Here is a 12,126-nt window from a genome sequence, read left to right on the forward strand (position 1 = left end):
ATGAAACTAACTTCTCACCGCTTCAACTTATCCATATCCGCCAGCGGACTGTTGTACAGTTTCGCGTAAAAGCCACCAGCGGCCAGTAACTGCTCATGCGTGCCAGATTCAATAAGCCGGCCTTGGTCGATGACGAGGATTTTGCTGGCGTGGCGAATGGTGGAGAGGCGGTGGGCGATGACGAAGCTGGTGCGCTGCTGCATGAGGCGGTTCATGGCGCGCTGGACGTCGGTTTCGGTGTTGGAGTCGATGGAGGCGGTGGCTTCATCGAGAACCAGAACCGGCGCTTGGGCCACAAAGGCACGGGCGATGCTGAGGAGTTGGCGCTGGCCTTGTGACAGGCGGCTGGCGTTTTCGCTGAGCATGGTGTTGTAGCCGTCTGGTAGTTGCCGAATAAATGTGTCAGCGTTGGCAGCTTGAGCAGCGGTTTCGACTTCCGCGTCGGTGGCTTCAGGCCGGCCCATCCGAATGTTTTCGCGGATGGTGGCGGTGAAAAGAAACGATTCCTGCTGTACAACGGTCACCAGGCGACGCAGGCTCGCGCGAGTGAGGTCGGTGACGTTGTGGCCGTCGAGGGTGATGCTGCCGCTGGTGAGTGGATAGAGATTCGTGAGCAGGTTCATGATCGTGGTTTTGCCCGCCCCTGTTGGCCCGACGATGGCGACCACTTCGCCTTGGTGCGCAGTGAAACTGATGTCGTGAAGAACCTCGGTTTTACCATCATAGGCAAACGAAACGTGATCAAACTGGACATTGCCAGCTGTGTGGGTCAGCGTCAGTGCATTTGGCAAGTCTTTTTCCGGCTCGGCATCCACGACCTGGAAGACTCGCTCGGCGGAGGCAAGCGACAGTTGCAGGGTGTTAATCAAGTTGAGGATGTTGTTGATGGGGCCCGTGAAATTGCGCAGATAAATGAGAAAAGTGAAGATGACGCCGACCGTGATGCTTGTGCCGCCATGCAGAATCGCAAGCGCGCCGGCAAACGTGATCAGCAGGTAGGCGAAGTTATTGGTCATGTTGTTGAACGGGCCGATAACGCCGGAGAAAAGCTGTGCCCGATACGCCGCGGCCGTGTAGCGGGCATTGGTTTCATTGAAGCGATCAAGCGTATCTTGCTGGTGATCGAAAAGTTGCACCAGCTGCTTACCGGCCACATTTTCTTCGATTTGCGTGTTGAGACTGCCGAGCGCTTCCTGTTGCACGGTAAACGCCCGCTGGGTAATTCGCGCAGCTGCCCGCGAATAAAAGAAGGTCGCAACCGAGGCCAGAACAACAATGCCCGTCAACAAAGGACTCAGCAGCAGCATCGCAATGCCCATTCCGATGACGCTGATAATCCCGGTGTACAGCTGCACAAACGTCTGCATCAGCGCCGTGTTGATGTTATCGACATCATTGGTCAATCGACTCATAATATCGCCATTGTCATGGGTGTCAAAATAGCGCATCGGGAGGCGTTGCATTTTAGCAAACAAATCATGGCGAATGGCGGCGCTGGTGCGTTGTGCGACCTTGGTGGTGATGCTGGTCTGAAAATACGTGAAGACGCTGCTTAGAAAATACATGCCTGCCAACAAGCCGCTAACGATCAACAGTTCGCGCAGTCGGCCTTTGGTGATAAATTGGTCGACCACAATGCCGTTGACGCGGTTGCCGATGATAGTGGCTAGGGTTGTGAAGAGTGTTAAGCCAAAAACAATGAGTAATTTACTGCGATCCGCATTGAGGTAGCCCCAAATTCGGCGCACGGTTTGTTTCCAGTTCACTAAAGTTACTTTTTCCGGATGCAGGTTGCGCGGGCCGCGCCGTCCTCCGATATTAATCAAGGTACTCACCACCTAACTGGGTTTGAACAAGTTGCGCGTAAAATGGCGAACTTTTGACGAGCTCGTCGTGGGTGCCGCGGGCGGTGATGCGACCGTTTTGCATGACGATGATCTGGTCACAGTCCATGATGTTCGGCACACGTTGGGAAATGATAATGGTCGAACGGTTGCGGCGATTTTTGACTAACGCGTCCTGAATGGCCGTGTTAGTTTCCTGATCGACCGCACTGGTAGCGTCGTCCATGACCAGAATATCCGGGTCGGGGATGATCGCGCGGGCTAGATTCAGGCGTTGGCGTTGGCCGCCGGAAAAGTTCTTGCCGGCTTCTTCGACTGGTGCGGTGTAATCCGTCCCGATGAATTCTGTGGCGCTCGCGATGGCGACGCCCGAGGCTAGTTGTGCGGGTGTGGCTTGCGGGGCGCCATAGTCCAGATTGCGTTCGACAGTTCCGGAGAAAAGCAACGAATTTTGCAAGGCAACAGTGATCTTTTTATGCAACGATGCCAAGCTGATTTGCTGAATATCGCTGCCGCCGATGGTAATGCTGCCTTGATAGTGCTCGTAAAGCCGCGTCAACAATTCGATGAGCGTGGTTTTGCCGGAACCGGTCGAGCCGATAATGCCAAGCCACTGACCGCTGGGAACAGTGAGGTTGATGTCATCGAGAATCGGCCGACTTTTGGAAAAGCCAAAGGTGACGTGGTTAAATGCAATCGTGCTGTCGGCCGGGGCAGCCAGCGTCCCAGTTGCTTCGGTGCCGGCTTCTTCGGCCAAAACGGCACTGACCCGCGCACTGGAGGTGACGGCCCGCGAGAAGGTGGTGATAAGGTTGACGGTGTTGGTCATGGCGGTGGTGATTTGAATCATGTAATTAACAAATGCCATGATTTCACCAGTTGTCATACTGCCACTGATTGCAAGATTGCCACCATAGGCCAGGGCGGTGACCACAGCAAGGTTCAAAACCAGCATAATCAGCGGCGCCAAGGTAACCGTCGCGAGTACGGCGCGCTGGCTGATTTGCTGCAGGTTGTGATTTTCGGTGTTGAACTGAGTGCGTTGATGGTCTTCCAGAACATAGGCCTTAATCGTTTTGGCCCCGGTCAGATTTTCACTCATGATGCGGTTCATCACGTCCACTTGCCCTTGCATCGCGGTATAAAGCGGCAAGGAGCGGCGGACGACAACGTAGATATAAATTGCCAGAATCGGCAAGGCGATCAAGACAATCCATGAAAGTCGCGGCGATACGATCATAGACATGACAATCCCGCCGAACAGTAACATCGGCGAGCGGATCAAGCCACGGGTGAGCATGCTGACCATGGTTTGCATCTGCGTCACGTCGTTGGTAATTCGGGTGATCAAGGTTTCCGGCTTCAGCGCCTGCGGATCGCGATCGGCCAACGCAATGGCCAGCATGTGGCTGCGCAGATTCTGACCCATTTTCAGCGCCGCGTATGATGAAAAAGCATTGCAAATGGCGCCGAGCGCAAACGCCGCTACGGCAATGATCGCCATGAGGATCGCGGTCTTCCAGACATAGGTCATATCCTTGCGCGCCAAGCCGACATCCACGATCCTGGCCATCAAAGTCGGCTGCTGCAGATCCAGCAAGGCTTCACCCATAATGGCGATCGGCGCCAGAAAAAAGCTCACCCGCGCCCAGCCATGCATGTGGTCGAACAAGATTTTCAGCATGTTAGTTGCCTCCGTTTTACTTATGAAGCCATTCTACGGCGGGAATGGAAAAGTTGCATGTGATTGGCTTGTTAAGTGGGTTGATGAGGGGGCTAGGGGTCCGGATGTGGTTTTGGAGGGTATTGGGAACGATTACGTTGAACGACTTGGAAGCAAATAAAGGCTCTAGAGTTCCAAGTGATTTGGAATTCTAGAGCCTATAAAACAAATGCACAATATTGGCATCGTTGTTGCTATCATCGGCAATCAAAAAGACCGTTACTAGATTTCTGGCACGGAAGTCTAACGGTCTTTTTTGATTGTTAACCCAGTGCTAGTAGTGTCCCTAGCAAAAATTATTTTAACACGGAGGACTTTTTGCTAGCAATGATAACACCACCAATGAATTCATGTGATTTAATAAGACCGACCGCATTCAAGACATCAAGCAATGGCTGTATGATCACGCTGTATTCGGTATAGATTAACTCTTGGTACAGTTGAGAGAAATCCTAAGATACGGTAATTAAAAAACCCACGATATGATTGGTCGTGGGCGTGACATCTGATAAGCTATGACTAGCAGAAGGTTAAATAAGCGGTGGCGCTTCGCAATCGAAAGAAGGTGATGCCGATGGTTTTACAACTATCGAACCACATTCCGACGAAAGGGGGTGCCAGTTTGTCGTCTGTGATTGACGCCTTTGCGGCAATCACGGCTGGCCTCGGCTCGGCCATTGTCATGGTCAACGTGTTCACACGTTTGATCAAGGCTTTGGAGAAACTGTGTCATGCAGTTTACGAGCTGAAGCAAGCGCTCGGAAAATTCCGAGGAAAGTAGGCAGACTAAAAGCCGCGTTGACTTTGGCAAGGAATCGCGGCTTTTAGTTGCGTAATATGCCACCGTGCTTTTGACGGTTCTGCTGTACCACAAGGGGCGTCTTGTCAGAGCAAGGCGCTCTTTGCTTACACATTTATTATAACAGGTTCGAATTCACAGTGGAACCCGTTTCCGGTAACTTGTGTAGTGCATAGATCATAGCTCATACCCACATTCAAACGGAGGTAGGAAAGTTGAAACACAAAACGCTTAAGGTCATCACTGGCATTTTTTCAACCGGATTACTGTTTTTGATTCTCGTCTTTTTGACGTATCGGGTTCATCGTAATGGCAGCCGTATCGGAACATTGCAATCATATCTAGCACTAATGGTCATCATGGGGGTGACGATATTACTGATGATGGTAGCAGATCGCACTTATTTGCTTATCACCGGACGTCATTTGATCAAGTCTTTCGTAGAACTGCGGGATGCCATTGACGAATTGAAGGAAGCACTCAGAAGACTCCGGGAGTAGTAGACACAATAAAAAATGTACCGACATCAGCAAGGATTGTCATTTCTAGTTGTGCCTTGTTTCTTGAACTCGTGCATGCTTGATGTTGTTAACGATAAATCCGATATTCCTGTCCAGTTTGTTTTCCCTGGACGCTTTTCAAATAACCTGTCGCTGCAAGCTTTGCCGGGATGGGGATAAAGCCGGCATACGAATCCTTGAGTTGCTCGTAAGATTCTTCTACAATCGTTGGGCTTACACAATTGATCCTTAAACCGCGCTTCAGATCTACCGCGGCGGACTTGACGAATGCTGCTACGCCACCATTTGCCATCGCGCCTGACGCACCACCTGCAATCGGATCGTCCTTGGTGACACCGGTGGTTAAGGTGATGCTGCCATTATCATTGAGATGATGTTGGCCGATCAATGCAAGATTGATTTGACCGAGAAGCTTGCTGGTAACCGCGACCATATTATCTGCCGGTGTCATCTTGTCGAGCGGCATCACCTTGACCGCGCCTGCCACATTAACGATTGCGTCAACAGTACCAATTTTCCTAAACATGGCCTCAATACTTGTCAGATCAGCGATATCGACCCTCACATCGCCTTGATGCCGACTAGCAGTGATGACGTCATACCCATACTTTCGCAATAATTGTGCTACTTGTGACCCGATTGTTCCGAATGCACCAATCACGACCACTTTCATCATGAAATCGACCCGCTTTCTAATAAAATTTTGCCCGTACTTTTGCCTGATTCAAGCAATTCATGGGCTTTTCGGCCATCCGCTAACGGTAAAATAGTTGGCGGCTGTACTTTAATCGCGCCGTCTAAAACATAGTGAAACAGCCTGGTGCTACGAATCTGGCGGGCTTCGAAGCTTGTGAGATAATCCCACAAGTCGCCAGTAAGCAGACTTTTTGATTGATTTAACAAGTTAACAGCGTCAATTTTGGGTGGGAGTCCGCCTGCCATGCCATAAAAAACAACGCTGCCACGATGCCGGATTAGGTCAAAACTTAGCGGAAGTGTGACGCCGACCCCGTCGAACACTGTGTCAAAATGGCCACGTTCACGGGCAGCCCAATCTGAGTGTCGAAGGAAAACCGCTGATGCGCCCAGCTTCAAAGCAATCTCTCTTTTCGCCATAGTAGAGGTCACGCCTGCTACTTGGACGCCATCGGCAATCAACATTTGGGCCAGTAATTGGCCGACACCACCGCTAATGCCATGAATCAATACGCGATCACCTGCATGATTCCGAGCCAAGTCGTGCGCCAAAAAGTCGGCCGTCAAGCCCTGCAATCCAATGCTTGCTGCGGTTTTATCATCAATTGCTGAAGGAACACGAATAGCGTGGTCGCGCGGAACGCGGACCAAAGAGGCATTGGCGAATGGGACGTCAACAAATAAGATTCGCTCGCCCAGCGTAAAAGTCGTGACGTCGGATCCAATGGCAACAACTTGACCGAGCCCTTCATATCCATCGATAAATGGTGTGTGCGGTTCGAGGTGATAGGTTCCGCGCCGCCGATAAATATCAGCAAAGTTTAAACCAATATAGTGGGTTTGAACCAAAAGATCCTCTGGGCCGACTTGCGGGTCGGGCAGCGATCCGTATTGCAGCACATTCGCGTCACCAAACGTTTTGAAGAACAATGCTTTCATTCGAGTTTAGCCTCTCAATCCATGGTGTTCGAACGCCACTAAGTCTTGGTGATGAGCTATCAACAACTCTGGACTATAGCATTTTGGCTTAGCGCTGCGCTTCACAATCTGCCATAACACGGCTGCCACTTTCAAACGTTGTTGATACTGCTTTGTTGATGGGTCCTTGAAAAAGTCATGGACAAAATGGTTCCATTCATAGCTTTGCTCGTCCGTCGTCCTAGCTAGAAAAGCATCACGACTGGATTTGGATTGTGTGTTTTTATAAACCTCAATCAAGTCAGCTACAGTTAAGCCCAAAGAAGGATTAGAACGAGCTTGACGCCTAAGTATGGCCATTGTTTTGGTAAAGTGAAAATGCTGAACATCAAAATAAGCAGCAAAAAACGAACGGGCAGTTTCAGTAAACGCAAAAGCTGTTAAGGGTGTCTCAAGCGTGATTTTAGTAGTGACGTGTTGTTGCTGAGGGGACGATCCTGTCTTGCACTCTGACTGACCTGTCATGGACGCCAGCAATCGTGCGCACAGCTCAGCCTTGGTGCCATGGGTCGGCAAATGGCGTTGCCGGCATATATCAACCAATTCGGTTTTGTAGTGATAGTGTTGGAAGAAAGTCTTCACATCATCCAAGTCTTTTTGCCTTTCCATTAACCAATCATTGTGCTGACAATACCCGTCCAAAGCTGCCATCCCAAATGTGTTCATGATGTTTTAACATTTGCGCAGCGCTCAGGGTCGGCGTATCAAAGGTTGTGTGTAACCCATGTACAATCTGCATCTTATACCCGTAATCGTGGCCGACACGGAATGCCGTATCGATACAGTATTCTGTCTGCAAGCCGCAAACCTCGATAGTCTGCACACCCGCGTGTTTTAGTAAGACGTCTAATCCGGTTTCAAAAAAGACGTCAGAATGATACTTACCCAAGACGCGATCACCAGACTGTCGTGCCAGAGTCGGTGCAAACTGCCAAGAAGAGCTGCCGTAAACTAGACCCTCATCGCAATTCTGAACAAACAACAGCGCACGTTGAGCTGACCGATATTGATCAATGCGCTGATTAATATCTTTTACCACATCATCAAACCGAGCCGCCTGATTTAAACCATTTTGAACATCGATCACAAGCAAGATATCAGCTAAATCGGATCTATTCATAAGCATTACCTCCGTACAGTCTTGTGACCAGTGTACGTCTCGAAATAGACGGGAACAAGTTAAGCTTCTTCAGAGAAGATCATTAAACATATCGACCTTGATATTTTGTTTTGGCCAGCTTGGTGTATTTCTGGATAAAATTTCCTTTGGCCTTGGTATAAGCATCGCGATTATGCTGGAATTGATGCCACAATTTAATTTTTAAGGTCTCGTACTTTTTGGCTACTTCTGGATGATCGTTCAGGTAATCTCTGAAATACAATTCATCGTTATCGCCGGCAAACCTTAAATGTAAATGATAAACAGATTTAGCGAAGCCGTTAACTGTATAGCCTTTATTCAGAGAAATTCTTTGCTTTTCTTCAGACATGATGATGTAGCCATTTCTGGATAGCTGTTCAGCAACATTGATCAAATTAGTTTTTGGTGATACCTCGACCAAAATATCCACGATCGACTTAGCCCAAATGTTTTTAATGGCTGTGCTGCCAATATGACTGATCCTGACGACGGCGACATTCTGCAATATTTTGCGAATTCTGTTTGACTCTTGTTCATAGTCAGTTGCCCATTGTTTCTGCGGTTCAGTCAGCGAAATTGGAAATAGTTGCCATAGCTCTTCTAAAGTCATTTCAGACAGCGGTTTGGTCATTTTGTTTTCCTCTCTTTTTCAAGATTTGCATGTCACTAATGGAACTATAATACTTATTCAGGATCCGTGAGAAGCTCTACTTTTGATAGCCTATGTGGTTCTGGTCGTTCAGGACAAGCTTGAATATATGTTGACCCTCATAATGGCACGAGTAAAATGAAAATAAAATGAAAGTAGATGCTGTGAATGAAAATTGAGACGATCCAGATATTTCGCCGCCCAATCACTTTACATGAGCCGTTCAAAGTTGCATTTACCACACTCTATAAACTCGAGACACTGATTATCAAAATCACCACTGACACTGGCTTGATCGGCTATGGGGAAACGAACCCACTTGAGCAGGTGACTGGTGAAAGTATCGATACGGAGGAAGTTGCGCTCAAGACCTTATCCCAGGCGTTAAGTGCGGGTGATCCGCGCAGCTTAGAAGCCATTCACGCCAAAATGGATGCCTGTTTTGCTGGACATACCGCGGCAAAAGCGGGGATTGATATGGCTTGCTGGGACTTGATTGGAAAAGATGCCGGGTTGCCGATTTATCAGTTGCTGGGTGGGACTGGGAACGTTTTGACCAGTGATTATACCATTGGGATTAACTCGCCAGAAAAAATGGCGCAAGAAGCGAAACGGCTGGTCGATCAAGGATACAGAGAACTTAAGGTAAAAATCGGCATTCAAGACGCTGATGATCTTGCTGCTGTGCAGGCGATTCGCCAGGCTATTGGCCCAACGGTAGATTTGCGTTTGGATGCCAACCAAGGATGGACGCCTAAACAAGCTATTCGGATGATGCGGGCCATTGGCGGTGCCGCTTCGGCAGTTGAACAGCCATTGCCAGCTAACCGCCTGGATCAGATGCCGGCAGTGTGTCAGCAAATTGACCAATTGGTGATGTTAGATGAAAGCGTCCATAATGCCAGCGATGCCTTTGCGGCGGTGCGGTCAAATGCGTGCGATATCATTAATATCAAATTGCAAAAGTCGGCAGGGTTATCTGGTGCCGAGCAGATTAATGCGGTGGCTGAGGCGGCTGGGATTCCGTGCATGGTGGGCTGTATGGCGGAAACGCGCATCGGCATTGCTGCGGCAGCGCATTTTGTTGCTGCCCACCAAAATGTCCAGTACGCTGACTTGGATTCGTTTCTGCTGTTTGATGAACCAGCGTGGTTGCGCGGTGGGTTTACGGCGGATGCAGGGAACTATCAGCTAAGCGACAAACCGGGATTAGGCATCGAATGCGATCTGTAGAAGCTGTTTGAGTTGTTGACAGTGGTTACCATAACGCGTTCACCGGCGCAGAAACCTGCATGTAAGGGCCTCGGTCGCAATGGCCAGACCCGGGCCATCACGACCAAAGCCGCTTACACTCCGGTTTCTAAACGCGCCGGTTCACGCTCACGCTAGGTTAGGAGGTCTTTATGACAACTTTTAAATTTTATCAATCAGGTTTGCATTTCGGTATGTTCGAATTGACTGATCAAACCATTACATATTCTTGGTTAGGTAGTCGGGGAAAAACGTTAAACGATGACTATAATGCTACTTTTAAGACATATGGCGAGCTTGATATTCAGGCAACGTTAAAGCGGTGGCAAGATGGCGGCTACGCGGACTTTTCAAAGGCGGATCATTTTAAAACTGCTTGGGGCGCTGAATACCAACGGGCCGATGAACATCATTGGATGAATCGCGGGCCAAAGTATGCGGTTGATTTGATTGAGGCTGAGGGACAGATAGTCGGGTTTCAGGTTTGTGCGCGTAATCTGACCAGTGTGCTGATCCAACCGGGATACGAGGGTTATAGTGTTTTGGCTAAGTGGCAGGAAGCGGGGTACACCACAACACCAGGTCACGCGCATCAACCATACACGGCTTGGGCACCCATGCGTGATGGCGTCGGGTTGGCAGCAACGGTGATTTTGCCTGCCGGATCCGGACCTTTTCCAACCGTGATGGAACGAACGCCTTATGGTCGCGAGGTTTATGTGGCTAGTTACACGCGTTATGTATTGCGTGGCTACGCGGTGGTGTTGCAGGATGTGCGCGGCCGCGGTGATTCGGAAGGCGAATGGTTGCCGATGATCCACGAACAGGATGACGGCGATGACACGCTGGATTGGATTGCTGCCCAGCCTTGGAGTAACGGCAAGGTGGGGATGTCTGGCGGCTCATATGGCGGGTACGTTCAGTGGGCTGCGGCCGCCAGTGGGAATCCGCACCTTCAGGCCATTGTTTCGATGGTTACGGCAGGTGGTCCGTTCACTGATACTTACTACCGCCGCGGCGCTCCCTTTATGGCGCAGGTGGCATGGTCAATCGCGACGGACGGCCGCCACTTCAATTCGACATTAACCGATCGCGATGATTGGGATCAACTCATGAAGGTTCGGCCGATCGAAAAGATTCCCGAGATTGTTCTGGGACATCTCCAGTATGGCATGACCCAATTTATGCGCCATAATCATTATGATAGTTTCCTCAACCGAGGGGACTGGTTCGCCAGACGCGACAAAATTAAAGTGCCGGCGCTCATTCAAAGTGGTTGGTACGATGATGATGGCATCGGCTCGACGGAAGCCATTGCGGCGACGGCTGACTATCCGTCCGACAAGCGCCGGATCATTCTTGGCCCGTGGCTGCATGGGGGTAATGCCCAGTATGATTTAGGACCGGTTCACTTGGGCGCCGAAGCACTGCGGCCAGATATTGATCTGATTCACCAGCAATGGTTTGATCATTTTCTTAAGGGCGTTGAAAATGGCGTCGCTGCGGGCCCATTGGTTGAATACTATACCGTTGGCGAAGAACGCTGGCATACAGCAGCATCTTTTCCCCCAGCAGGCTTCGTCAAGGTCCTACATCTGGGCGCAGATGGCAGTTTGGCGGCGTCCGCGCCAGCAGCGGGCACGGTCATCTATGTTCACGATCCAAGCAATCCCGTACCTAAGTTGATCTCGGTAACCCAGAATGAATTCGAATTTCCGGCTGATTATCAGGAAGTTGAAAAGCGTCCGGATATGGTTAGTTTTACCACGAAGGAACTAACAACCCCGCTGCGTGTCGTTGGCCAGGTGAAGCTCGATCTTTGGGCGTCATCCAGCGCCGTCGATTGTGACTGGGACTTCCGGGTCTTGGATGTCACGCCGGATGGTCAGTCCATTCAAATGGCTGAAGGCACGATGAATGCCAAGTTCCGTGACAGTTTGTCAGAGCCAAGATATCTCAAGCCTGGCGAGATGACCCATTTTACCGTGCTTTCTCAGAAAACATCCTATGAATTGCCGGCCGGCCATCGCCTGCGCGTCGACATTCAAAGTTCGGCTGGCGGATTTGTTTTTCCGAATCCCGGAACCGAGGAAGGCTTTGCCAGTGACCGCTTCGTGAAGGCGACGCAGACGATTAGCTGTGGTGGCGAACATGCCAGTGCGATTCGTTTTGTTAGTGATCGGCCAAAGAACTGACGAACCGCGCCAGCTCACGCTCTTGGTAAGAAATTTGACATTTGCGAGTAAAGGCCGTATATTCCTAACAACTAATCAACACTTTGAGAAGAAGAGTAACCTTAGCGCAAATGATGCAGCGAACCCGGTTGGTGGAAAAGGGGCATTGGCAAGAAGGCGAAGATGAGCTTCGAATAGTGATTCGTGTGGTTAACGCCCATGGATCGGCTGCAGCCGTTATCCTGCCAGGTATCAACAGGTACTGGAGGCGGTGTGTTAATAACATCGCGAATAAGGGTGGTAACACGGCATGGTCGTCCCTTGACTACAAAAAAGTAGTCAGGGGGCGA

General features: G+C 50.0%; 11 protein-coding genes and 1 pseudogene. 5 read left to right on the forward strand and 7 right to left on the reverse strand.

The genetic code is table 11. From position 1 onward, the window contains the following. Positions 1 to 14: 14 nt before the first annotated feature. Both LACPH_RS02095 and LACPH_RS02100 read right to left on the reverse strand, forming a co-directional pair. On the reverse strand, positions 15 to 1,826 hold the full coding sequence (locus tag LACPH_RS02095; protein ID WP_274784355.1) for an ABC transporter ATP-binding protein: 1,812 nt from the start codon (positions 1,824 to 1,826) through the stop codon (positions 15 to 17). Then, positions 1,819 to 3,528, reverse strand: coding sequence for an ABC transporter ATP-binding protein (locus LACPH_RS02100; RefSeq protein WP_274784356.1), 1,710 nt, complete (start codon positions 3,526 to 3,528; stop codon positions 1,819 to 1,821). Before LACPH_RS02100 ends, LACPH_RS02095 begins: the two co-directional genes overlap by 8 nt. Before the next feature lie 613 nt (positions 3,529 to 4,141). Between LACPH_RS02100 and LACPH_RS02105 the strand changes: the two genes are divergently transcribed. Next, positions 4,142 to 4,348 carry a hypothetical protein gene (locus LACPH_RS02105; RefSeq protein WP_138117806.1) on the forward strand — a complete coding sequence of 69 codons (207 nt, stop codon included), beginning with the start codon at positions 4,142 to 4,144 and terminating at the stop codon, positions 4,346 to 4,348. A gap of 233 nt (positions 4,349 to 4,581) precedes the next feature. Then, positions 4,582 to 4,866: a hypothetical protein gene (locus LACPH_RS02110; protein WP_274784358.1), complete on the forward strand. Its 285-nt coding sequence runs from the start codon at positions 4,582 to 4,584 to the stop codon at positions 4,864 to 4,866. Positions 4,867 to 4,954: 88 nt separating this feature from the next. On the opposite strand, the gene LACPH_RS02115 is transcribed toward LACPH_RS02110, so the two are convergent. The 5 genes from LACPH_RS02115 to LACPH_RS02135 all read right to left on the reverse strand — a co-directional run bounded on the left by LACPH_RS02115 (position 4,955) and on the right by LACPH_RS02135 (position 8,333). Further along, positions 4,955 to 5,560 carry a short chain dehydrogenase gene (locus tag LACPH_RS02115; RefSeq protein WP_274784403.1) on the reverse strand — a complete coding sequence of 202 codons (606 nt, stop codon included), beginning with the start codon at positions 5,558 to 5,560 and terminating at the stop codon, positions 4,955 to 4,957. Next, positions 5,560 to 6,522 carry a zinc-binding dehydrogenase gene (locus LACPH_RS02120; protein ID WP_274784359.1) on the reverse strand — a complete coding sequence of 321 codons (963 nt, stop codon included), beginning with the start codon at positions 6,520 to 6,522 and terminating at the stop codon, positions 5,560 to 5,562. Before LACPH_RS02120 ends, LACPH_RS02115 begins: the two co-directional genes overlap by 1 nt. A 6-nt stretch (positions 6,523 to 6,528) precedes the next feature. Then, complete coding sequence (locus tag LACPH_RS02125; protein ID WP_274784360.1) at positions 6,529 to 7,212, reverse strand: SAP domain-containing protein; 684 nt, start codon at positions 7,210 to 7,212, stop codon at positions 6,529 to 6,531. After that, positions 7,178 to 7,681 carry an isochorismatase family protein gene (locus tag LACPH_RS02130; RefSeq protein ID WP_274784361.1) on the reverse strand — a complete coding sequence of 168 codons (504 nt, stop codon included), beginning with the start codon at positions 7,679 to 7,681 and terminating at the stop codon, positions 7,178 to 7,180. Before LACPH_RS02130 ends, LACPH_RS02125 begins: the two co-directional genes overlap by 35 nt. A gap of 82 nt (positions 7,682 to 7,763) precedes the next feature. Beyond that, the gene (locus tag LACPH_RS02135) at positions 7,764 to 8,333 is read right to left on the reverse strand and encodes a GrpB family protein (protein ID WP_274784362.1); all 570 of its coding nucleotides are present in this window, start codon (positions 8,331 to 8,333) and stop codon (positions 7,764 to 7,766) included. Between the two features lie 186 nt (positions 8,334 to 8,519). Here LACPH_RS02135 and LACPH_RS02140 point away from each other — a divergent pair, with 186 nt between their 5' ends. The 3 genes and pseudogenes from LACPH_RS02140 to LACPH_RS02150 form a co-directional block, all read left to right on the forward strand. Further along, a complete protein-coding gene (locus LACPH_RS02140) occupies positions 8,520 to 9,584 on the forward strand; it encodes a mandelate racemase/muconate lactonizing enzyme family protein (RefSeq protein ID WP_274784363.1) in 1,065 nt (354 codons plus the stop codon). 170 nt (positions 9,585 to 9,754) lie between these two features. Further along, positions 9,755 to 11,797, forward strand: a complete 2,043-nt coding sequence (locus LACPH_RS02145; RefSeq protein ID WP_274784364.1) for a CocE/NonD family hydrolase — start codon at positions 9,755 to 9,757, stop codon at positions 11,795 to 11,797. A gap of 131 nt (positions 11,798 to 11,928) precedes the next feature. Continuing rightward, positions 11,929 to 12,111 (forward strand): annotated as a pseudogene (locus tag LACPH_RS02150) (hypothetical protein); the annotation flags it as partial. Positions 12,112 to 12,126: the final 15 nt, after the last annotated feature.

Origin of the sequence: Lacticaseibacillus parahuelsenbergensis, assembly GCF_030770265.1 — a bacterium.
GTDB classification, from domain to species: Bacteria; Bacillota; Bacilli; order Lactobacillales; family Lactobacillaceae; genus Lacticaseibacillus; species Lacticaseibacillus casei.

Bases quoted from the DNA above. Each gene is read 5' to 3' on its own strand.
- LACPH_RS02145 (WP_274784364.1), top strand. From the start codon at position 9,755: ATGACAACTTTTAAATTTTATCAATCAGGTTTGCATTTCGGTATGTTC.
- LACPH_RS02130 (WP_274784361.1), bottom strand. From the start codon at position 7,681: ATGAATAGATCCGATTTAGCTGATATCTTGCTTGTGATCGATGTTCAA.
- LACPH_RS02125 (WP_274784360.1), bottom strand. From the start codon at position 7,212: ATGGCAGCTTTGGACGGGTATTGTCAGCACAATGATTGGTTAATGGAA.
- LACPH_RS02105 (WP_138117806.1), top strand. From the start codon at position 4,142: ATGGTTTTACAACTATCGAACCACATTCCGACGAAAGGGGGTGCCAGT.
- LACPH_RS02135 (WP_274784362.1), bottom strand. From the start codon at position 8,333: ATGACCAAACCGCTGTCTGAAATGACTTTAGAAGAGCTATGGCAACTA.
- LACPH_RS02100 (WP_274784356.1), bottom strand. From the start codon at position 3,528: ATGCTGAAAATCTTGTTCGACCACATGCATGGCTGGGCGCGGGTGAGC.
- LACPH_RS02140 (WP_274784363.1), top strand. From the start codon at position 8,520: ATGAAAATTGAGACGATCCAGATATTTCGCCGCCCAATCACTTTACAT.
- LACPH_RS02115 (WP_274784403.1), bottom strand. From the start codon at position 5,560: ATGAAAGTGGTCGTGATTGGTGCATTCGGAACAATCGGGTCACAAGTA.
- LACPH_RS02120 (WP_274784359.1), bottom strand. From the start codon at position 6,522: ATGAAAGCATTGTTCTTCAAAACGTTTGGTGACGCGAATGTGCTGCAA.